The sequence below is a fragment of the Psychrobacter sp. TB55-MNA-CIBAN-0194 genome, assembly GCF_040309505.1.
GTDB classification, from domain to species: Bacteria; Pseudomonadota; Gammaproteobacteria; order Pseudomonadales; family Moraxellaceae; genus Psychrobacter; species Psychrobacter fozii.
In genome coordinates this window covers 13,623-35,535 of sequence record NZ_JBEOOW010000004.1, presented here as the reverse complement: position 1 = coordinate 35,535, position 21,913 = coordinate 13,623, and the positions used below count along the sequence as shown (strand labels likewise).

Annotated in this window: 17 protein-coding genes; 5 read left to right on the top strand and 12 right to left on the bottom strand. The window is 42.0% G+C overall.

All coding sequences use genetic code 11. The features are described 5' to 3' along the window. The first annotated feature begins 223 nt into the window (after nt 1-223). Nucleotides 224-862, top strand: coding sequence for a DUF1294 domain-containing protein (locus tag AAEY75_RS05895; RefSeq protein ID WP_197215908.1), 639 nt, complete (start codon nt 224-226; stop codon nt 860-862). A gap of 119 nt (nt 863-981) precedes the next feature. On the opposite strand, the gene lspA is transcribed toward AAEY75_RS05895, so the two are convergent. The 4 genes from lspA to AAEY75_RS05875 form a co-directional block, all read right to left on the bottom strand. Then, on the bottom strand, nt 982-1,608 hold the full coding sequence (lspA, locus tag AAEY75_RS05890) for a signal peptidase II (RefSeq protein ID WP_197215910.1): 627 nt from the start codon (nt 1,606-1,608) through the stop codon (nt 982-984). After that, the gene (ileS, locus tag AAEY75_RS05885; RefSeq protein WP_197215912.1) at nt 1,601-4,456 is read right to left on the bottom strand and encodes an isoleucine--tRNA ligase; all 2,856 of its coding nucleotides are present in this window, start codon (nt 4,454-4,456) and stop codon (nt 1,601-1,603) included. The genes lspA and ileS overlap by 8 nt, the downstream gene beginning before the upstream one ends. A gap of 455 nt (nt 4,457-4,911) precedes the next feature. After that, the gene (locus AAEY75_RS05880; protein ID WP_197099866.1) at nt 4,912-5,463 is read right to left on the bottom strand and encodes a protein disulfide oxidoreductase; all 552 of its coding nucleotides are present in this window, start codon (nt 5,461-5,463) and stop codon (nt 4,912-4,914) included. A 120-nt stretch (nt 5,464-5,583) separates the two neighbouring features. Then, on the bottom strand, nt 5,584-7,221 hold the full coding sequence (locus tag AAEY75_RS05875) for a carbon-nitrogen hydrolase family protein (protein WP_110921712.1): 1,638 nt from the start codon (nt 7,219-7,221) through the stop codon (nt 5,584-5,586). A 654-nt stretch (nt 7,222-7,875) separates the two neighbouring features. On the opposite strand from AAEY75_RS05875, the gene AAEY75_RS05870 reads away from it, so the two are divergent. Next, nucleotides 7,876-8,505 (top strand): BLUF domain-containing protein, encoded by a 630-nt coding sequence (locus tag AAEY75_RS05870; protein WP_110921711.1) that lies wholly within the window; start codon nt 7,876-7,878, stop codon nt 8,503-8,505. Nucleotides 8,506-8,619: 114 nt separating this feature from the next. Here the strand turns inward: AAEY75_RS05870 and AAEY75_RS05865 are convergent, their stop codons facing one another. Continuing rightward, nucleotides 8,620-10,062, bottom strand: a complete 1,443-nt coding sequence (locus tag AAEY75_RS05865; protein ID WP_352259029.1) for a D-2-hydroxyglutarate dehydrogenase — start codon at nt 10,060-10,062, stop codon at nt 8,620-8,622. Nucleotides 10,063-10,472: 410 nt separating this feature from the next. Between AAEY75_RS05865 and serA the strand changes: the two genes are divergently transcribed. Next, entirely contained in the window at nt 10,473-11,699 is a 1,227-nt protein-coding gene (serA, locus tag AAEY75_RS05860; RefSeq protein WP_352259027.1) for a phosphoglycerate dehydrogenase, read from the top strand. 209 nt (nt 11,700-11,908) lie between these two features. Here serA and trhO read toward each other — a convergent pair whose 3' ends face one another. From trhO to metX, 5 genes are all read right to left on the bottom strand, one after another. Then, on the bottom strand, nt 11,909-12,997 hold the full coding sequence (gene trhO / locus AAEY75_RS05855) for an oxygen-dependent tRNA uridine(34) hydroxylase TrhO (RefSeq protein WP_502944377.1): 1,089 nt from the start codon (nt 12,995-12,997) through the stop codon (nt 11,909-11,911). A 271-nt stretch (nt 12,998-13,268) separates the two neighbouring features. Next, nucleotides 13,269-14,612, bottom strand: a complete 1,344-nt coding sequence (locus AAEY75_RS05850; protein ID WP_352259025.1) for an AbiH family protein — start codon at nt 14,610-14,612, stop codon at nt 13,269-13,271. Between the two features lie 211 nt (nt 14,613-14,823). Continuing rightward, the gene (locus AAEY75_RS05845) at nt 14,824-15,405 is read right to left on the bottom strand and encodes a tetratricopeptide repeat protein (RefSeq protein WP_194195877.1); all 582 of its coding nucleotides are present in this window, start codon (nt 15,403-15,405) and stop codon (nt 14,824-14,826) included. A 340-nt stretch (nt 15,406-15,745) separates the two neighbouring features. Next, entirely contained in the window at nt 15,746-16,363 is a 618-nt protein-coding gene (metW, locus tag AAEY75_RS05840; RefSeq protein WP_352259022.1) for a methionine biosynthesis protein MetW, read from the bottom strand. Further along, nucleotides 16,360-17,736, bottom strand: coding sequence for a homoserine O-acetyltransferase MetX (gene metX / locus AAEY75_RS05835; RefSeq protein ID WP_352259211.1), 1,377 nt, complete (start codon nt 17,734-17,736; stop codon nt 16,360-16,362). The genes metW and metX overlap by 4 nt, the downstream gene beginning before the upstream one ends. A gap of 435 nt (nt 17,737-18,171) precedes the next feature. On the opposite strand from metX, the gene hemH reads away from it, so the two are divergent. Next, the gene (hemH, locus tag AAEY75_RS05830) at nt 18,172-19,191 is read left to right on the top strand and encodes a ferrochelatase (RefSeq protein WP_352259020.1); all 1,020 of its coding nucleotides are present in this window, start codon (nt 18,172-18,174) and stop codon (nt 19,189-19,191) included. A 237-nt stretch (nt 19,192-19,428) separates the two neighbouring features. Then, nucleotides 19,429-20,244, top strand: coding sequence for a BPSS1780 family membrane protein (locus AAEY75_RS05825; RefSeq protein WP_197215933.1), 816 nt, complete (start codon nt 19,429-19,431; stop codon nt 20,242-20,244). Nucleotides 20,245-20,371: 127 nt separating this feature from the next. Here AAEY75_RS05825 and AAEY75_RS05820 read toward each other — a convergent pair whose 3' ends face one another. After that, nucleotides 20,372-20,704, bottom strand: a complete 333-nt coding sequence (locus AAEY75_RS05820) for a hypothetical protein (protein ID WP_197215935.1) — start codon at nt 20,702-20,704, stop codon at nt 20,372-20,374. A gap of 226 nt (nt 20,705-20,930) precedes the next feature. After that, entirely contained in the window at nt 20,931-21,716 is a 786-nt protein-coding gene (locus tag AAEY75_RS05815) for an SDR family NAD(P)-dependent oxidoreductase (RefSeq protein WP_197215937.1), read from the bottom strand. Nucleotides 21,717-21,913 lie beyond the last annotated feature (197 nt).

Here is a 21,913-nt window from a genome sequence, read left to right as displayed (position 1 = left end):
TTAAATCAAAAAATAATATGAGAAATGATAAGTCATCTGACAGTGTATGTAAGCGTAAAAAGTGTAACGCAAATAGTGTACTATAGTTGGTTCAAGACAGCTTAGATATGAGGAGGGCGAGTGAAAGGACTATAACGCATAGGCTGAGCAAGCATGAAAGCGTATCTGATTTATATGAGATTGACTACGTATTTAGTGAATTTAAGAGAGAGCGGGCATATCGATGGCTAGTAAACAGCAGGGGCAAGTTAAAAAGTGGCAAGACGATAAAGGTTTTGGGTTTATTGAAACGAAGAATGGTGACTCAATATTCTTTCATATCAAGGAGTTTAAGGCGCATCGTCGTCCTAATGTCGGTGAGCAAGTGGTTTTTACACTCGGTCAAGACAATCAAGGACGTATGCGAGCAAAGGATGTGCAAGAACTCAGCTTTGTACAACGTCAAAAAGCACAAAAAATCCGTCAGAGTAATCATAAGCATAGTACTCAAGAAGACTTTGAAGCAGGAAAAAAGAAACGTTTGTTTCTTGGTTTCGGATTTTATGCGGTTTTGCTATTTCTAACAGTAATATATGAGATTAGCTGGCTAGTGGCAGGTTGGTATATAGTGCTAGGAGTTATCACTTATATGACGTATGCCAAAGATAAAGCCGCTGCCCAAAGTGGTGACTGGCGAACACCCGAATCAACGTTGCATCTGTTAAGTGTGCTTGGCGGTTGGGTGGGAGCAATGATTGCACAGACTTATCTACGTCATAAGTCACAAAAGCGCGAGTTTCGCATGACATATTATTTGACCGCAGTGATTAATTTTACAGCACTTTTATTTGTATTGAGGTATAGAGCACTATTACCTTTTTAATTTGTGAATCATCGCTTATTTAAATTTTATAATAGGTAACTATAATATCCACGTCGAAAAACCCCCATCATAGATCCTATGATGGGGGTTTTGTTTAGGCTGCTAAATATGAGTAGATATTAGCTAGTACGCTTCTTTTCCAAGAACAGCATATCAATGACAATCATCGCCACGCCAATACTGATACCCATATCTGCGATATTGAAGATAGGGTAATGCCAGACATCGGCATTATGCACATGTATAAAGTCAATGACATGACCATGTAGCAGTCGGTCAATGAGGTTGCCAACGGCACCGCCAAGCACCAATGCCAGCCCTAATGATAATAGCGTGGCTTTGCGCGGAGCCTTAATCAGATACACGATTAAAAATAGTGACGTTACCAATGCTAAGCCTGAAAAAAACCACTTTTGCCAACCACCAGCATCGGCCAAAAAGCTAAAAGCAGCGCCATAGTTATATGCCAATGTCCAATTAAGGAACGGCTCAATTACAGGCACTGGCTCATGAAAAGTCAGCTTGGTTTCAGCTAACCATTTCGTCCACTGATCGATGATAACCACGACCAATGACAGTAAATACCACGTAAAGGCGCGACTGCCATTAGCGAGAACTTTTGGTGTTTTCGTTAGGCGACCTTTCGGCGTTGATGAATTCCCTATCGTCGCATGAGCAGGCTCAGGTGAGCCATCGCTCTGAGTATGCACCTGCTTTTGCTCTAATGGGTCTGTTGAGTTAGGCATAATGACGCACCTCGCCATCACCGCTGACGTTAGTCACACAGCGTGCGCATAACTCAGGGTGTGCGCTATCTGTGCCGATGTCATCACGGATATGCCAACAGCGTACGCATTTGGTACCAGCAGCGGCACTAATATCTACCACCAAATCTGTAGCTTCTTCTGCACTGCCCTCGGTTTGACTTTCTGCATTTACTTTTCCAGCAGGTGCATCGCTCATTGGTTTTAAGGTGGCACTACTGGTAATGAGTACAAAGCGCAGCTCTTCACCAAGCTTGGCTAAGCTTTCATGCATCGCACCATCAGCATATAAGTTCACATCAGCTGATAGGTTGGCATTGATGATTTTCTCACCACGTGCGGTTTCGATGTTTTTATTCACCATATCTTTAGCGCGCATGATACGTTGCCAGTCATCATTGCTAATAGCACTTAGCTCAAGAGCTGGGAACTCGTACCAGCCTTCGGTAAACACATAGCCAGCTTCATTTCCATTTTTACCTTCCAACACTTCCCACGCTTCTTGGGCAGTAAATGACAAGATTGGCGTAATCCAGCGAATAAGCGCTTGAACGATATGGTAGATAGCCGTTTGCGCAGAGCGGCGCGGCTGACCATCAGTCTGTGTCGTATATTGACGGTCTTTAATAATGTCTAAGTAGAAGCTACCCAAATCTTGCGAGCAAAACGCGGTGATATGTTGAGTGACTTGGTGAAAGTCCATCGCATCATAAGCGCTGATGATTTGTGCTTGTACTGTCTGTGCACGCTCGATGATGAATTTATCAAGGCTTACTAGCTCATTGATATCAACACTGTTGGTCGCCGGATCAAAGTCATCGGTATTGGCAAGCAAGAAACGTAGGGTATTACGGATACGGCGATACATATCGATCGCACCTTTAAATACCGTTTTACCGGCGCTCATCTCATAACGATAGTCGCTAGAAGCAATCCACAAACGCAACATATCAGCGCCTGTTTTATTGATCTCTTCTTGCGGGGTGATGATGTTTCCGAGTGACTTACTCATCTTGCGACCGTTTTCATCGACCACAAAACCATGGGTTAATACTTGCTTGAACGGTGGACGCTCGTACATGGCTTCTGAGGTTAGTAATGACGTCTGGAACCAACCACGATGTTGATCAGAGCCTTCTAAGTACATGTCAGCTGGATTGGTCAATTCATCACGCTGATCAAGTACCGCAAAATGCGTCGTTCCTGAGTCAAACCAAACGTCCAAGGTATCAGTCGCTTTGTCATAGTCAGCCGCTTCTGCGCCTAAGAAATCTTCACAGCTCGCATCAAACCAAGCTTCAACGCCACCTTCATTGATTTTTTGTGCCGCGACTTCCATCAGCTCAAGCGTGTTTGGATGCAACTCGCCTGTTTCTTTGTGAGTAAAGAAAGTAATTGGCACGCCCCATGTACGCTGACGTGAGATACACCAATCTGGACGACCATTCATCATAGATTCGATGCGGTTCTGACCCCATGCTGGCGTCCAGTTGACTGAAGGAATGTCAGCAAGCGCACGATCACGTAGGCCTTTGGCTTCCATGCTGATAAACCATTGCGGTGTTGCACGGAAGATAATCGGTGACTTATGACGCCAGCAATGCGGATAGCTATGTTCAATTTTGGTGTGGCTGATTAAGTGACCATTGTCTTGTAAGGCGGCGATGATTTGTGGATTGGCTTTGTAGATATGCTCGCCAGCAAATACGGCTGCGCTTTCTAAATAAACACCAGTACCACTCACTGGATTTTCAACTGGCAAATTATATTTAAGACCGACGATATAATCGTCTAGACCATGGCCAGGCGCAGTATGCACCAGACCAGTACCACTGTCAGTGGTCACGTGATCACCTAAGATAAGCGGTACTTGGCGGTCTTCAATCAATGGATGCTGGGCACGTAGGCCTTCAAGATCACTGCCTGATACCGTCGCTAAGATGCCTTTATTTTCTAACTTAAGTTCTGCTACTGCCGTTTCGACCAGATCGGTCGCCAATAAAAAGTTGCCTTTTTCAGTCGCGACGACACTATAGTCGCTGTCAGGGCTGACGGCGATAGCTTGGTTAGCAGGCAACGTCCAAGGGGTCGTTGTCCAAATGATGGCGGCAATATTGTCTAAGTTAGCCAATGCAGCCACTTTGTCAGTATCGAGTACATCAAAGCTTACGTAAATGGCATCTGATACTTTATCTTGGTATTCGACTTCTGCTTCTGCAAGCGCAGAGCTACAGTCCAAGCACCAGTTAACGGGTTTCATACCGCGAGTGACGTGACCATTGTCATAGATTTTGGCAAGCGCACGTACGATATTGGCTTCTTGATGGAAGTTCATGGTCAGGTAAGGATTGTCCCAATCACCAAAGATACCCAAACGTTTGAAGTCAGTTTTTTGGAGCTCGATTTGGGTGCTCGCGTACTCACGGCACAGACCACGGAATTCTGTTGCTGAGACTTTTTTGCCGACTTTACCGACTTTGGCTTCGACCTTTTGTTCGATTGGTAGACCATGACAGTCCCAACCGGGTACGTAAGGCGCATCAAAGCCTGATAAGGTTTTTGACTTTACGATAATGTCTTTTAGCACTTTATTAACCGCATGACCTAAGTGAATCTGACCATTAGCGTATGGAGGGCCATCGTGCAAAATATATTTGGTTGCGCCAGTACGTGCCTGACGAATTTTACCGTAGACGTCATCTGCTTCCCAAGCTGCCAGCCAATCTGGCTCACGTTTGGCAAGGTTTGCACGCATCGCAAAAGGCGTGTCTGCGAGGTTTAGTGTGTCTTTGTAATCTTGGCTTGGTGTGTCGGTACTTTTATCAGTCATAGAAGGTATCTTTTTAAAGGTAGGTTTGTGTGTCGGTTCAAAACCGGATACAAGGCTCAATGTTCAATATAATACTGGGATTTATGCTGAGTTATTACTGCTTAATTGCTAATATAATAATAGGTATATTGCTCATCATAGTCGGTTTATCAACCATCATGTCAATAAATAACCATTGTCGCTCATTAGTCCGCAAATAGTGACGTCAATAATAAATGGTAATGAGACGATTGCAACATAAAATGTGCTGGTAAAAATAATGAGAAAAAATATTTGGATCGGCAGCTATTATATGACAAAAAGGGTAGGGTAAAAAGAGCTGGTCCATTTCACTCTAACTTTAGCAAAAATCAATCATGCCTATCAGTCATATGTCTTCTATTAAATCATACGTATTAGAATATTGATTATCTATTTGTTACGATTACATGAACTGTTTACTTATTAATTAAACACTAAAAAATAGATGATAACCACAGCCGTAACTTTAATGACCAAAGCGGCTGAATCCCCGTTAGTCCTTGCGTCATCTCACCATCTTTTAGAATGACATAGGAGGGTGTGACTTGTCCTTGCCAATCATCAAAGATATAACCTTCTTGATCATTTACCGTTGTAAAGTTAAAGTCTTTTTCAGTCAGGTAACTTTGCAACTCTTGGTTAGAACCTGATTGAACAGCGATAGTAACGACAGGATAGTTATTTGCGGCGGCCAGCTTGTTTATCGTTGGAGAGGTGAAGCTACAGACTGAACACCACGTACCCCAAAAGTATACCAGTGTCGGCTGCTCATTACTCAGCGCGGCTAAATCAACCGCTTGCCCTTGATAGTCCATCAATTGCAACTGTGGATTAGCTGGCATGACAGGTTGTCGCCACCAGTTAACCGCTGTGTAAATCACAATAAACATCAGACCGTATAACAGCACCGTCTTAAATGCAGACATTACTTTTTGTCTGGTTGTTTTTGTAGGAGGGTGCTCTTTATTATCAATATCAGTCGTCATAATGGCTACTTGGCTATCCTACATGTTTTTAGTAGATAAAATAAACGGCTGAAATATCAGCCGTATTATTCACAAATTTGATTATATGATTGTTAATAGATGGATTATCTACCCACTTGATTAAGGCTTTTGCGCGCGGTCCTGTAATGGGTTGCCTATAAGTACGCTGCCTGAGTTTTCACGGCGTTCTTCATCAGTCAGTTTGCTGGCTGGAATTTTGGCTTTCTTTTTCCATTTTAGACTGAATAAGTCATCACGGCGGTCAATCAGGTTATGAACCGAGCCTTCGTTACGCACATGGGTTAGTTTGTCTAGGTTCAAATCAGAGAAAAACACCATTTCGGTATTGGCTGTAGTTTCTGCCATGATCGCATCGTGCGGGAATGCAAAATCTGATGGTGAAAAAATAGATGATTGAGCATACTGAATATCTAGACTTTCTACCTGCGGTAAGTTACCAACTGAACCACAAATCATCACATAGCATTCGTTTTCTATAGCGCGTGCTTGGGCACAATGACGCACACGTAAGTAGCCGTTTTTCGTATCTGTCCAAAAAGGCACAAACAAGATATCCATGTCATCAAGTGCTAAGAGACGAGCAAGTTCGGGGAATTCAACATCATAACAAACCAAGATGCCAATGCGCCCAGCATCAGTATCGAACACCTTAACTTCATCACCGCCCTCGATGACCCAAGCGCTGCGCTCATGTGGGGTAATATGGATTTTACGCTGTTCTTCAACCGTACCATCACGGCGGCACAGGTAGCTGACATTATATAAGGTGTCATCTTCATCTAGTAACGGCATAGAGCCACAGATGACGTTTACGTTGTAGCTGACCGCTAGATGCGATATCTCGTTTTTGAACCACTCGGTATATTCTGCCAAAAATCGAATGGCAATGTTTTGATCCGTTGACTCGCATAGACCCATCAATGGCGCATTGAAAAACTCTGGCAAGCAGGCAAAATCTGAGTTGTAATCAGCCATGATATCGACGAAGAACTCGACTTGTTGTAGTAGCTCTTCTGGTGACTCTACTTCGCGCATCTGCCACTGGATACCACCGATACGTACTTCAGACTTACGGGTGTTTGGCTTGTAGTCCTTTGGCTCATAATAAATATTGGCCCACTCAAGCAGGGTGGCAAAACCTTTAGACTGAGCATCATCTGGCAGATAAGCAGTCAAGATACGTTTGACAATAAAGCCGTTTGACAATTGGAATGATAGCGCAGAGTCATGGATTTCACGAGCAGCAACCGCATCGATATAGTCGCCAGGGGTGAGATCTTGATGATTATGATAGTTAGGAATACGACCACCGGCTAAAATCGCGCGGAAGTTCAGCTGACGACACAGCTCTTTGCGCGCATCATATAATCTACGTCCTAAGCGATAGCCACGATACTCTGGATCAATCAAGGCATCTAGACCATAGATAGCGTCGCCTTCCGGGTTGTCTCTAATAATCTCTTTTTGACCAATTAAATCGTCATAAGTATGTGGGTTAGAAAACTTGGCATAATCCACGCGCATAGAGAGAACGATACCGATCAGCTGATCATGATCAAACATTGCAATCTGCCCTTCAGGAAAGGCATCAATCAAAGTATGGATAGTGGTTTTTGACCATGCGCCGCCTAAGTTGACATAAACACGGTCCATCAATTCTTTTAATTGAGGGTAATCTTTTTTCTTGATCTCAGCAATCGTTAGGTGAAGGTCATCTAGTTTTTCTATCTTGCTCATAATGTTCCTGTTTTGAATATTTATGGGTATTAGTTATAGCTAATAGGGCAGTGTAAATTCTATATTAACCTGATGCGTGGTCAGTCTGGCCGAGTGTGCTATTTGTCATATTTTAACTCGCCTTCCTTGTATATAGATTATCTTAATCGAGTTTAGCAGTCACGTTGGCAAGTTTTTATATAAAAAAGTGATAAAAACATTCCAATCGCAAAACATTACCGTTACAATAATTTATCATTGTATTTACAATAAGTTATGCGTGTATTTTATCTTATTTTGCCTGTTAAATTCAGCGTTACCACAATGGTTTTTAAAGGTAATATCGCTTAAAAATGATTGTTTGAAAATGACGATAGGAAGTCGCAAAATTTGTATGTGACGATCTTCACTATCGTTTATGACTATTTTCAGGTAATGCGTATGAAGAAAACCTCATATTGATTCGATAGCATTTTTATATAGCATTTCTTACTACTTGGTAGCTTAGTCGCTTTATGTCGCTCGTTATCATAGCAAGCTACACAAGCAATGACAGTCTAACGTGGTAACTATTTGCTACGTTTTTGTGAGTCAGTATCTTTTTTATTCGGGCATCGTTTTCCTTTGCTTGTTTTGTTTAGCCGTATTCAAACGGCTTTTTAGGATTGTTTTATTATGCCCTTAAGTCACACCGATAGAATCAGTACGTGGGACGAGATAGAAGACTCAACTCTGGTCCAATTGGTTTATGTCAGTAGCCTGACGATTGCCTCACGCTTAAGCGCCTCTATATTTGACGAAGTAGAAAGCCATGCACGTGACTATAATCAGCAGCATGGCATCACCGGTACGCTATGTTATGGTAGTGGCCACTTTTTGCAATGCATCGAAGGTGAGAAGGCTCACGTATATGCACTAAAGCAACGCATTTTTGCAGATAGCCGCCATAAAGATGTTGAGGTGCTGCTCTTACAGACCATAGAACATCGTAGTTTTGCTGACTGGCGTATGCGTTTGCTGTTTTTGGAACGTTGGTTATGGTCACCAGCGACCAAAAATCAAGCCACGCAACTGTCACCGTACTTGCCATTTGCACCGCATGGCTGGTCTCCTGATCGTACTGAGCAATTTCTGCACATCATAAAAACCTTCGATAGTCCACCGCATGTGAAAGCCGCAGGTATTACGTATAATGCTCTGGGTAATATGTTTCGCCATATCGCCGCCCCGCACCAAGCCTTTTTGATCATTCAAGGGTTTTTAAGCGTATTGCTTGTGGTGGCGCTGATACTCCTATATTTATAAATTATCGCTTTTATAAGCCAAAAAAAAGACGCTAATCTTCATGGTTTAGCGTCTTTTTTATTGAGGGTAGGTTAAACGTTTAAGATACCTTTAATCTCGTGAGTAATTAGCCCATCACATATCAAAAATCTTACCGCGGTTCATGATATTGTTGGGGTCAAAGACTTTTTTGACCTCTCGTAAATAATCAATCTCTGTCTCGCTGCGGCTATAACTCAGATACGGTTTCTTCGTCATGCCCACGCCATGCTCAGCAGACACCGAACCGCCATATTTTTGTACCGTCTCAAATACATATTTATTGACAACCTGACACTCTGCAAAGAAATCGTCTTTGCTCATGTTTTCAGGCTTTAAGATGTTTAGATGCAAGTTGCCATCACCGATATGACCGAACCAGCATACTTCAAAGTCAGGATAGTTACTGCTGACAATATGATCAATCTCAGTGATAAACTCTGGCACATGACTGATAAGAACAGAGACGTCATTCTTATAAGGGGTAAATACTGAAATGGTCTCAGAGATGTATTCGCGAAGCTTCCACAGCTCTTCAGCCTGTGCCAAGCTCTGACTCATGACGCCATCGATGACCCAGCCTTGTTCCATGCAGTGCTCAAATATTGCCATGGCCTTGTCCATAATTGGCTCATAAGGCGCTTCGAACTCTAGTAGCGTATAAAACTTGGTACGTGATTCAAATGGCTCTTGTACTTGACCGTGTGCCATTAGCTTGTCAATCGCGACATCATCAAAGAACTCAAACGCGGTCAAATCAATTTTAGCTTGAAATGCTGCCAGTACATTCATGACATCGTTAAAGCTGTCCATGCCAAGTACCATGACGTTTAAGTCTTGTGGTTGGCGCTCAAGCTTGATTTGCGCGTGGGTGACTAAACCTAGCGTGCCTTCGCTACCGATGAACAATTGGCGCAGATCATAACCCGTGGCATTTTTCACCATACCGCGGTTGAGGTGCAAGATATCACCTTTACCCGTGACAACGGTCAGGCCCATAATCCATTGACGGGTCATGCCATAACGAATGACTTTGATACCGCCTGCGTTAGTACCGATATTGCCACCGATTTGACTAGAGCCTGCTGAGGCAAAATCAACAGGATAGTACAAGTCTTTAGACTCTGCGAATGCTTGCAACTGCTGAGTGATGACACCGGCTTCGACTTCAACTATTCGATCGGCTGGATAGAACTGTCCGATACGGTTCATCTTGTCCATACTGACGACAATCTCGCCATTAGCAGCGACTGCGCCAGCTGATAGACCAGTACGGCCACCACTAGGTGTCAGGACAACATTGTGTTCGTTGGCAAGTAGGACGATAGATTGCACTTGTTCGGTAGTTTTCGGAAAAACAATGGCGGCAGCAGCAGGCGCAAAATGCTTGGTCCAGTCCTTGCCCCAATGCTCTAAACTCTCAGCGTCAGTTTTGATTTGGCTAGCGTCAAACTGATGAGTCTCAAGCAGGGTACTTAAAATAGTTTGGACAGCTGCGGTATGGGTTTCAGATGTGCTTTGGCTAGATAAAGAAGTCATGGTCAGATCTCGGTATAAACAAGCGCTATGTATAAAGGGGATTATTGTATCGCTAAATTGATAGAAACATACTTATCATAACTGTAGTGACTTACGCATTGTTGTGACAGCCGCACTTTTAGGTAAGTGTGTTCAACTCAGTAGGCGTTGGTGATTGTGGTAATTATAGAGCGATATGATGGCATGTGCATGCACAAGCGTAAATAGTATAGTAAAGAAACTATTTAATAAACATTGAAGGATATAATTCACTATAGCATAAAAAAAATTCAGGATAGATAATCAATAATTCATCTAATCTGCTAACATCGGCGTTGAATTTTGTGTAAGATATCTAGACTGTTTTCGTTTCATCCATCATAGATTATCGCGCAGATAATTTTATAAGACAATTATAGGACAGTTCCCACATGGCGTTATCACTACAAAAAGACAAAATCCGGTTTTTATTGCTTGAAGGTCTACATGCCAATGCTCTAAAAGTATTGGAAGGCGCTGGCTATCATAACATCGAAAATATCAGCCAAGCTCTAGATCAAGATGAGCTGATTGAAAAAATTAAAGATGCCCACTTCATTGGTATCCGCTCGCGTACTCAATTGACACGTGAAGTGCTTGAGCATGCACATAAGCTGATCGGTATTGGCTGCTTCTGTATCGGTACCAACCAAGTAGATTTGGAAGCAGCTCGCGACCTAGGTATTCCTGTCTTTAACGCGCCATACTCAAACACCCGCTCGGTGGCTGAACTGGTATTGGCTGAAGCTATTATGCTGTATCGTGGTATCCCTGAAAAGAACGCCACCGTACATCGTGGCGGCTGGGGCAAGTCTGCGACGAACTCACATGAAGTACGTGGTAAAACCATCGGTATCGTTGGTTACGGCTCTATCGGCTCACAACTGTCAGTATTGGCAGAAAGCTTCGGCATGAAAGTCATTTATCATGATGCTGTAACCAAATTGCCACTAGGTAATGCCGTGCAAGTAAGTAACTTAGAAGAGTTATTGTCAACTGCCGACATCGTGACATTGCATGTGCCTGATGTACCAAGCACGCGCTATATGATGAAAGCTGAGCAGTTCGCACAAATGAAAGAAGGCAGCTACTTTATCAATGCCGCACGCGGTACTTGCGTAGATATTGATGATCTTGCTGCTGTGCTTGAGTCTGGTAAAGTATTGGGCGCGGCAATTGACGTGTTCCCGAAAGAACCAAAATCTGCTGACCAAGAGTTTGAATCACCATTACGTAAGTTTGATAACGTGATTTTGACACCGCATATCGGTGGTTCTACCCAAGAAGCGCAGGCTAACATTGGGCTAGAAGTAGCAGACAAGTTTGTTCGATATTCTGATCAAGGTGATACAGCGACTGCTGTCAACTTCCCAGAAGTATCGATTCCATTTAAAGAAAACTCGCATCGCCTGCTTCATATTCACAAAAACGTGCCGGGCGTATTGTCACAAATCAACCGCCTGTTCGCTGAAGCGCATATCAACATTTTAGCGCAAAGCTTAATGACCGAAGGTGATGTTGGTTATCTGGTGATGGATGTGGATTATAACGATTCAAGTGCCGCTTTAGATCAGCTAAAAGACGTAGAAGAAACGATCCGCGTACGTATCTTATTCTAGTATAGTCAATCCACTATAAAAGCGTTGCAGCGTTAACCTCGCTTGAAGTATTGCATATACATCTGCACTCGGTTGCCTTGTACCACTTTTAAATTGGATCAACTATATCAGCGTTGATTGTTGCGATAAGCACTGATAATTTGTTATAAAAAAAGAGAGGCTCTAATAAATAGAGCCTCTCTTTTTTTTTAGCCTGAAAGTAAGACCGTTTATCTCTTTTTGGCTTGATTTGCTGCATCAGCTAAACGTTGTGCTTCAACCTTAGCGGCTTTGCGTTTCTCTATCACATCTATCACGTCGCTGCCGATATGCGCTTCGCCACGTTTTTTGGCCAATTGCATTTGGTGCTCACGCTCACGAAAGCGCGCCTTTTGTTCGTCAGTCGCTTTATCGATACAATGCGGGCATGACTCGCCTTTAATGTAAGCACTGCTTTGCATCTCTTCTTGAGTAATGGGCATGCGACATGCGAAACATTGCTCGTAGCTGCCTTTTTCTAAGTTGTGATTGACCGATACACGGTTGTCAAAGACAAAGCAATCACCTTCCCACATAGAGTCGCTAGCAGGTACTTCTTCTAGATATTTTAGGATGCCGCCTTCTAAGTGATAAACCTCTTCAAACCCTTGCTCACGCATATAAGCAGTAGATTTTTCGCAGCGGATACCACCAGTACAGAACATCGCAACTTTTTTATGCTTAGCTGGATCCATTTCTTTTGCCACGTATTCTGGGAACTCACGGAAGGTCTCAGTATTTGGATTGACAGCATTTTTAAAGGTACCGATTTGCACTTCATAATCGTTACGAGTATCGATCAGAATGACATCAGGATCAGAGATTAGCGCATTCCATTCGCTTGGTTTTACATAGCGGCCGACTGATTGCAAAGGATCGATATTTTCGACACCCATGGTGACGATTTCTTTTTTGAGTTTTACCTTAGTGCGATAAAAAGGCTGTTCGTTGGTATACGATTCTTTAAAAGTAAACGTGCCAATCGCTTCGATACTACGCAGATATTCAAGGACAGTATCAATACCTTGGCGCGTGCCAGAAATCGTACCGTTAATACCTTCAGCGGCAATCAATAAAGTACCTTTTACATCATTATCGAGCATGGTATTTAAGATTGGTTCACGGTATTGCTCAAAGTCTGCAAAGCGCGTGAATTTATAGAGTGCCGCAACGACAATATTATTGGTCACGCTATCGTAAGCGGGCGCTGATTTGTTGTCAGTTGTAGTAGGGCTGTGAGTGGTGCTATCTTGGATATTGCTACTTTGAGTAGTACTCATGTTTTTCTCCTGCTGGCTAGGTCGTAAACCTAGTGCGTTGGGTTAACAGTTTGGTTCAAATAAATACGCTATTGTGTCATCCTCGCTTGATGTACTTTGGGTACAATCTGCGCTCGGCTTCCTTATATTGCATTCATTTGAAATAGACTTTGTCAGTTAAAAATGGGTTATAACACTAGTCTAATTGTGGAATTAAATAATGCGCGCGTAGTGTAGCAAATTTTAGATGGGTTTTGAAACTTAACAATGCAAAAATATCAGTACTATATACCTAAGAAAAACCTATATTACGGGTTTCTTCTGGCTTAAGCACAGTTTTGGAGAATTCGCTGATACTTTTATCAATATAGTTACCATTAACATTTAGCTTTCGTATGTCGGGTGTTTCAACAAACTCTAACCATTTATTTTTCATCCAAGTTTCAATAATATCTTTATCAAGTATATCTATCAGGTTGGATAGTTGTGCATGTGGCTTCGAATAGTAATAAATGATGACTCTAACTGATGTTTTTTTTCCTTGATTAAAAGAAAATATTTCATGAATATAGTCGTTGTCTGACGAATCTAAAGAGTGCCCCCAAATGTAAATTTCAATGGGATGGTACTTCGTGAGACTTGAAATTTTCATTTTATTCTCTATCTCTATGATAGAGGACTTTGGTCTAAGAAATTGATAATCAGTATTGTTGACAAGCTTTTGATAGTATTTAACGAACCCGTAGGCTTTATTGTCTATTAGTATTTGATTTTGAAGCTCTGAAATACCTAAAACAATTTTTTTATTACTATCTTTACCAGCTTTCCCATGTATAAAATTGATATTGGAATGACCGTACAAACGCTCAATAGTAGATGAGTAATTGAAGCTATAAATGGCATCCAAATCTTTTTCAAAAATTTCTGGATTTTTTAGAATGTTTTTTAATTCTAGTTTGTCAATAAAGGCAATGTATTCAGAGAATATCTCAATAAAACCCATTAAATCTTCTTCTAAGTGCTTCAACAAGCTAGAAGAACATATATCTACAGGTTGTCCTGAATAGTATTTTACAAAAGCTTTATTAAATATCATGTGCGTGTCGGCATGTATGCTATGTTTATCTGTTATAGAAAATTTTTTGAGTAAATTATTGATGAATGGATACTTTCTCTTAACATCTTTATTGAATATTTTAGGACTTAAACTTAAGCTTTCAGTTGGAAAATGACGGAGATATTCTACATTTTTTTCTATTTCCGATATTATATAACAGAGGGCACTTAGCACCACTTCCATTTCGTTCTCAAAGTCTATCCATGTATCAATACCGCTATCAATATAGCTTTTAAAATATTGAAACCAACCATTCTTGTCCAGTTTATCTTGAAGCTCTTTAACTTCTTCCAAAGGTAAGGTAACGTCCTCAGTCTTATAAAAGTTGATAGTATTCTCAAAGAAGTAACTTTCATTACTTATCAAGTCTGTATATAACTCCTGAAAAGTCATTGGAGTATCTTTATCATAATTTTCCACATTACGCATGACATGCATAAAGTGGTCATACTTGGTCGGTAAGAAATGCGCTAAATCAAATCCATTACCCAATAGTAGTATTTTTCTTGTTCCACTCATACGAATGTTCCTTAAATTTTTATTATTCAATATCTGTTTTTTAAGAACATTGATTTTGCTCTATATATAACTAGTAGTTCTTTCTAATCCAAATCTATTTAGGCTCATATCACTTTGCTTAATAACAGAAACCAACTATAGCACCAAACACAAAAAATCCAGCTCAAAGGCTGGATTTTTATTTTTAAACTAAGACTTTATGTTGCTAGATTTACTTGCTCTGGAACCACGTATCCGCTTTGCTACGAGCGCTAGCGATGTCTGAGCTTGATAAGTTCAATGCCAACTGACCAATTTTACCGCGAGCTTTGTTGCGTACTTTTTCATCTAGCATGCCATCACGGGCAGCCAAGTCATACCATTTATAAGCATCGACCAAATTCTTTTGCTTTTCATCTAACAATGCAAGCGTATAGCTGGCACGGTTATCACCACGCATGGCGGCTTTTTCTAGCCAACCACGGGCTTGTTGTAGGTTAGGCTGTACACCTTCACCACGCAAGTACATGATGGCCAAATTTAACTGAGCAGGAGCAACACCTTGCTGAGCTGCTTTGGTATACCACTGAACGGCTTGTTGAGTGTTTTGTGCAACACCTTCACCTTTCTGTAAGCGTTTGGCTAAATAGAACTGAGCATGGTCATTGCCTTGGGCAGCACGACTAGATAGCTCGCTGATTGGCATTAGCTCAAAACGTGACGTATCAAGTGGTACGTTTGATATTAACTCAGCGTTGGCAAGACCTGCACAAGAGAACAATGCAGTAAACAACGCAGCTTTTAATAATTTCATAGCAGCTCCAAAATTAGGCAGTTAATAAGCAAAAGAGTTGCACCGCTAAAGAAATTTAGACGGCGATAACAATTAGGGGACATCCAGCGAGACTAACTGACCTAATTATTAGCAATATATTTAATGTTTGAGGGTTGGTTAACCTTAATTGACACGATAAACGGTCGGAATTAGGGCGTGGCCAACATTATTTTGCTAGCTTAACATCCAAGTTTACGAAACTCAAATACTAATTACCTAAGTTAACGGTAATTTACCCAATATTGTTTGTAACAAAATCATACAGTTACTCAGATATCAATATTTTTAGGCTAAGAGGCAAACATCTAAATCGATAATATTAATCTGATGTACGTTTAGTCACTCTGTAAATAGCGACGTCTGCTAACAGATTGGGAGCTTGTCGAATCAATGCTTTCATCAGTGACGTATGGCCTTTTTCAGAATCACTGACGGCAAAACGATTGACGATATGAATATCATGTTGCGCGCATAACAGCTCAAAATCTTTAAAGGTACACAGATGAATGTTTGGCGTGTTGTACCATTCATAAGGCAATGCCTCTGACACAGGCATCATACCTTTAAGCCCTAAGTGCAGGCGGTTTTGCCAGTGGGCAAAGTTAGGGAAGGTGATGACGGCTTCGCGGGCGACACGTAGCATATCAAGCAATAGTACGTCAGGCGATTTCACGGCTTGTAGCGCACGGGCCATGACGACGGTGTCGAAACTGTTATCAGCGAAGCGCGCTAGACCATCATTGAGGTCTTGCTCGATAATAGACAAGCCTTTTGCGATGCCATCGTTGATTTTTTCTTCGTCAATCTCAAGTCCGTAGCCAGTCACGCCGCGATTTTGTTGTAGATGAGCGAGTAGTTCGCCATTACCACAGCCTAAATCTAACACATGCGAGTGCGGGGCAATCCAACGCTCAGCCAGTTGATGATCCATTCTCATGAGCGGTCTCCTGTAGCGGTACTTTTGCCAGAAATAAACGGCGCAGTTAAAAATCCTCTGACCGCACCCATATAACGTGGAATATCAAATAAGAAAGAATCATGGCCATGCGGCGCATCAACATTGATATAGTTGACAGGTTTGCCAGTCGCCATTAGTGCATCGACAATCTCTTGTGAGCGCTCCGGTGCAAAGCGCCAATCAGTGGTAAATGAGACCACTAGGTATTGGCATTGAGTATGAGCAAAGGCCGCTTTGAGTGCAGACAGCTCTTGCTGACGATCAGATTCAATATCTTCAATCGTCGCTACTGCATCTTCTAGCTCAACTTGCGTACTGTTCTTACTAGATTCGACGGAAGCCGCGATTGAGTCTTCAAGTTGTACTGCTGATTCTGTGGACCCTATCGTATCTGTTGCTGCGACTGATGGGTAGTCGTGTGTTGGGTAGCTGCGTATTGGATAGTCACGTGTCGGATCAAAATAATCTAAGGCTTTGGTCATGAGCAGATAAGTATTGGCATCGAAGTTTTCACTAAAGCGTTCGCCTTGATAGCGCAAGTAGCTTTCGACTTGGAACTCGACATCGTAGCCATACATGAACTTGCCGGATTTTAGATCACGACCAAATTTTGCCTTCATTGCATCATCGGTCAGATAGGTAATATGGCCAACCATACGCGCCAATATCAGCCCGCGACGAGGGTAGGTGCCTGCTTGTAAGTAGCGACCATCTTTGAAGTCAGGGTCAGACAATATAGACTGACGCGCCACTTCATTAAAGGCGATATTCTGTGCAGAGAGCTTTGGTGTACTAGCAATGACGACACAGCGTTTTAGCCGCTCTGGATAGTCAACCGACCACTGTAGTGCTTGCATGCCGCCCATAGATCCGCCAACGATGGCGTGCCATACATCAATGCCGAGACGATCTGAGAGCATGGCTTGCGTTTTCACCCAATCTTTAATCGTAACGAGTGGAAAGTCAGGGCCATAAACCGGCGGTTCGCTGCCAGTGCTTTCGTCATCTGCGCTAATGCTATCAGGGTTAAGCGTCGTTGGGCCTGTCGAGCCAAAACAGCTGCCGATGTTGTTCACGCAGACCACATAAAATCGATTGGTATCGATGGCTTTATTAGGGCCAATCATATTGTCCCACCAGCCCGCCTTTTTATCATCGGCACTATGCAGTCCTGCTGCATGATGGCTACCAGATAAGGCATGGCAGATAAGTATGGCGTTTGATTTATCGCTATTGAGTGTGCCGTAAGTCTCGATTATTAAATCGAATGAGGGCAAGGTGCGATTACACTCTAAGGTCAATGGCTCAGCAAAATGAAAAATTTGGGGCGTCACGATTCCGACTGAGCCCACCGTGCTAGCTGCACTGGTTGAGTCAATTGAATCGGATGTATCTGTGGGGAACTGGTCACTGGTATTATCAGGGCGTGCGTTCAAAGCTACCTCGCAAGACAACAATCATCAATAAAATAAAAATGGCAACACATCGACAGACTATTGCGCCGATACCGTCTTACCTACACTGTGTTTATAATGCGCCTGCCTATTGTATGGCGATGCGCATATGAGTACAACCTTCGATCTAGGTCTTTCGTGCTTGGTTGTTATAGCAGATGCATAATGGGTAGATAATAAACAAATAGCAACTGAGTATCAAATTGTATAAGTGCGCTTTTACCCTGCGTTATTAATGGATAAAATGCTACACTAATAAGGCATTTATTTAATAATGACTTAATAATCTTTTACCTGATGTCTTTTTAATTAACCTAATAAAATAGTGCTGCTATGAAACCTAAACTGCCACCACGTATTGCCGTCCTATTAGTGAACCTAGGTACACCAGATGAGCCAACAGCACCTGCTGTACGTCGTTACCTAAAACAGTTTTTGTCAGACCCACGTGTGATTGAGATTCCTAAATTTTTATGGGCGATTATTCTCAACTTGTTTGTATTACCCAGCCGCCCTAAACGTGTGGCAAAAGCATACGCCAGTATCTGGGAAGGCGACTCGCCGATTCGTAAGATATTAAAAAGCCAAGTTGAGATGTTAGAGCCACGGCTAGCAGATACTGCTGCACCATTTCGCGTGTCTGTGCATCCTGCGATGAGTTATGGCAATCCTGGTTTGCCTGACGTGATGGATAATCTACGCAGTGAGGGTGTTGATCATTTTGTTATTTTGCCATTATTTCCGCAATACTCAGCCTCTTCGGGCGGCGCGGTTTATGATGCATTGACGAAATGGACACTGAAGCAACGTAATTTGCCAAACTATACGATAGTCAAAGATTACTTCGCGCATCCACTTTATATCGAAGCATTGGCAGATTCGATTCGTCGCTTTCAAGCTATACATGGCAAGCCTGAAAAGCTGATGTTTAGCTTTCATGGTATTCCGCAGCCCTATGCTGACAAGGGTGATCCGTATCCCAAGCGTTGTAAATGTACCGCAGCACAAGTTGCTCACGCGCTTGGTCTAACAGAAGATGAATGGATTATCAGTTTCCAGTCGCGCTTCGGTAAGCAAGAGTGGGTCAAGCCGTATACTGATGTCGTATTGGAAGATTGGGGCAAGTCTGGCGTGCGCTCGGTACAAGTGATTAGTCCAGCATTTTCAGCGGATTGCTTAGAGACACTAGAAGAGCTGGCCATCGAGAACCGTGAAAACTTTCTCCATGCGGGCGGACAAGAATATCACTATATTCCAGCCTTGAACCTTGATGATGCGCATATTGATTTGCTTGAAGCGCTTAGTGCACCATTGGTTAAAGGTTGGGCAGGCACACTGGATGGTTGGGCTTAGTCACTGAATTTGACGGCTAGATGTCATTGATATAATGGCTATAATGAATAAATCATAAAAAATACCGGACATAATGTTCGGTATTTTTTTGTATGCGTTCTATCAATAGAATAAAGTTGAGATTTTTTGTTGCTGGTATGTAACAATGTGCCAAGCAGATTTTTGTTTTGTGCTGTTTGCTATTTTTACATAGTTGCTTAATTTTATATTTGTACCACTTTATTTTTGAGGATAAGCATGTCTAGCTTGAACGATTCACTGAACCCTATATCATTGCAAAAACCTAACGGCCAACCACCGAACTTACCGCCAATGGATGAATATGGTAATTTGTTGCCACAGTTATTAGCAGAACCACGAGTTTGCCAAGCAGGATGGGGTGTAAACTGGATTACCAAGGCATTTGCAATATTTAAAGATCAATTCTTATTGTGGTTAGCGATTGGTGTTGCTTACCTAATCATCGCTGTCATTGGTAGTAGTGTCCCTGTGATAAACTTTATTTTCCCTTTCATATCTTTTGTATTTGTTGGTGGAATCATAAAGGGCTGTGCTGACCAAGCTACGGGCAGAGAGTTAAAATTTGATCATCTCTTTTCGGCCTTCAATACTCATCTTATGCCATTAATTGTTTTATTTGTACTGTATCTAGTGGCTATGATTGTCATGATGATACCGATGCTGATCGTATTCGGCAGTATGTTTGCATCCTTAGCTCAAGAGTCAAGTGATGTTGCGATTGTAGGCATGGCGATAGGGACTTTATTGGTTTTTTTACTGTTATTCCCTGTATTAATGGCCATTTGGTTTGCACCTGCTTTAATTGTACTTCACGACATTGAACCTGTTCGAGCGATGAAAATGAGCTTTAAGGGCTGTTTAAGAAACATTCTACCGTTTTTGGTTTTTTGGATAGTTGCTCCCATAATTATGATATTAGCCGTCATCTTTACATTGGGACTGGGTATTCTAATACTGCTCCCAATAGGTATGATTACTTATTACACCAGTTATCGTGATGTGTGGACCGATCAGCCGTTATCAGCGGCGTAAGTCATGTTTAGTAAAAATGGTTTTTAGCAAAATCTAATCTATTTTATGATCGATAAAAAAGCACGCTTAATATAATTAAGCGTGCTTTTTTTTGACCAAAGTGCTGTATCAACAGTCGTATTAATTGCTAAAAATCATCATCGTTGCTACGTTCAGCCGCTTCTCTATCAGCGATATCCATCGCATCTGGATAATCGCTATCATCAAGATTGTCTTGGACTAAGATCTCATCGACACGCGACTCATCAATATTTTGGCGATGCATCGGGGTTAGTCCTTGCGTCGCATCACTGCCTACTTGTGAGTTGTCAAACCCTGCACTATTATCAATGACATCGTTATTATCAATGGTATGTAACATCGGATTGTCTAAATCAATTTCTTGGCTGTTATCATTGATACTGGTATCACCTTCTATGTGATCCATTTCTTCTGGTAATGGGCTTTTAATGTTATCCATAATGCTTTCCTTATTATTATTGATCATTGTGATTTGTCTTATTTATCATGATCAGTGTGACGCGTTATGGGTATCACTGATAGTATTAAGGTGTCACAGGATGTTCAAAAAATGTAAGGCACAACTTTTAAGATGAGAACATACCAGAGTAAGAAAAAAGGCCACCGAAATTCGGTAGCCATTTTTTATACTTTAATGGGCGTAGTGTTGCTAGCCTAATGCGCTACTATGCACCCACTTTAGTATTTACCCAACGTATCAATGAGTCAGGGGCCACTTGTGCTAGTGTCTGAAACAACTTAGCTGGAAGGCCGACAGAGTAATGCGTGCTTCTAAGCTTGCGATTAGGACTCGTGGTGAGTTTACATAGAGTTTTTGCGACATCATTGACGTCTAGGTTGATGCCTAAGCGATCAATACTGGTTACTTCGATGTCCGCTGTCATGTCAGATTTGACCCATAGCGGCATGACGTCGATAACCTTGATGCCCAACTTTTCATACTCAATATTAAGTCCTTCGGTGAGACCTCGTACAAAGAACTTACTGGCAGCGTAATTCGCAACTTCAGGCTGACCATAAATAGCAGACGCAGACGATACATTAATGATTTTGCCGTTTTTATTATCGGCTAAATAAGGTGCCAGTTTATGACAGCCAATGAGTACGCCTTTACAGTTGACGTCAATGAGAGCCAGTTGGTCATCTAGGTTAGTTGTCGGTAATGCGCCAGTGACCAGTACACCAGCATTATTAACCAACGCATCGATACTGCCAAAATTATCAATCATCTGAGTAATAGCATTGTCCCATGAGTCAGGCTGAGTAACATCAAGCTGACCCGTTATCACACGCTTTTGTTTGAGCGATTTTTTAAATGCTTTATCGGTAATAGCCTGTCCAAGCGTAGTAGTGTTAGTAGCAAATAGCCCGACATTATGACCTTTTGCCGCCAGCTTTTTTGCCGTTGCCAGACCAATGCCTCGTGATGCGCCTGTAATCAATATGTTCATAGTCATTCACTCAATAGTTATTCAGATGCTGTAAATTAAAGGTTAATGCCAGACGTCAATATTGAGCGACAACACTAACATGATGGCCACAATTGTCATTGTTTTTGGTGTTTGCATTTCAGTATAGCAAACTATGGCTCAAACATTACAGCTGTACTGATTTGATACTTTGCGATGGACATATGGCAATACTTACA

Excerpts from the sequence above, each read along its gene's own strand:
- AAEY75_RS05895 (WP_197215908.1), top strand. The coding sequence starts at position 224 with ATGGCTAGTAAACAGCAGGGGCAAGTTAAAAAGTGGCAAGACGATAAA.
- lspA (WP_197215910.1), bottom strand. The coding sequence starts at position 1,608 with ATGCCTAACTCAACAGACCCATTAGAGCAAAAGCAGGTGCATACTCAG.
- ileS (WP_197215912.1), bottom strand. The coding sequence starts at position 4,456 with ATGACTGATAAAAGTACCGACACACCAAGCCAAGATTACAAAGACACA.
- AAEY75_RS05880 (WP_197099866.1), bottom strand. The coding sequence starts at position 5,463 with ATGACGACTGATATTGATAATAAAGAGCACCCTCCTACAAAAACAACC.
- AAEY75_RS05875 (WP_110921712.1), bottom strand. The coding sequence starts at position 7,221 with ATGAGCAAGATAGAAAAACTAGATGACCTTCACCTAACGATTGCTGAG.
- AAEY75_RS05870 (WP_110921711.1), top strand. The coding sequence starts at position 7,876 with ATGCCCTTAAGTCACACCGATAGAATCAGTACGTGGGACGAGATAGAA.
- AAEY75_RS05865 (WP_352259029.1), bottom strand. The coding sequence starts at position 10,062 with ATGACTTCTTTATCTAGCCAAAGCACATCTGAAACCCATACCGCAGCT.
- serA (WP_352259027.1), top strand. The coding sequence starts at position 10,473 with ATGGCGTTATCACTACAAAAAGACAAAATCCGGTTTTTATTGCTTGAA.
- trhO (WP_502944377.1), bottom strand. The coding sequence starts at position 12,997 with ATGAGTACTACTCAAAGTAGCAATATCCAAGATAGCACCACTCACAGC.
- AAEY75_RS05850 (WP_352259025.1), bottom strand. The coding sequence starts at position 14,612 with ATGAGTGGAACAAGAAAAATACTACTATTGGGTAATGGATTTGATTTA.
- AAEY75_RS05845 (WP_194195877.1), bottom strand. The coding sequence starts at position 15,405 with ATGAAATTATTAAAAGCTGCGTTGTTTACTGCATTGTTCTCTTGTGCA.
- metW (WP_352259022.1), bottom strand. The coding sequence starts at position 16,363 with ATGAGAATGGATCATCAACTGGCTGAGCGTTGGATTGCCCCGCACTCG.
- hemH (WP_352259020.1), top strand. The coding sequence starts at position 18,172 with ATGAAACCTAAACTGCCACCACGTATTGCCGTCCTATTAGTGAACCTA.
- AAEY75_RS05825 (WP_197215933.1), top strand. The coding sequence starts at position 19,429 with ATGTCTAGCTTGAACGATTCACTGAACCCTATATCATTGCAAAAACCT.
- AAEY75_RS05820 (WP_197215935.1), bottom strand. The coding sequence starts at position 20,704 with ATGGATAACATTAAAAGCCCATTACCAGAAGAAATGGATCACATAGAA.
- AAEY75_RS05815 (WP_197215937.1), bottom strand. The coding sequence starts at position 21,716 with ATGAACATATTGATTACAGGCGCATCACGAGGCATTGGTCTGGCAACG.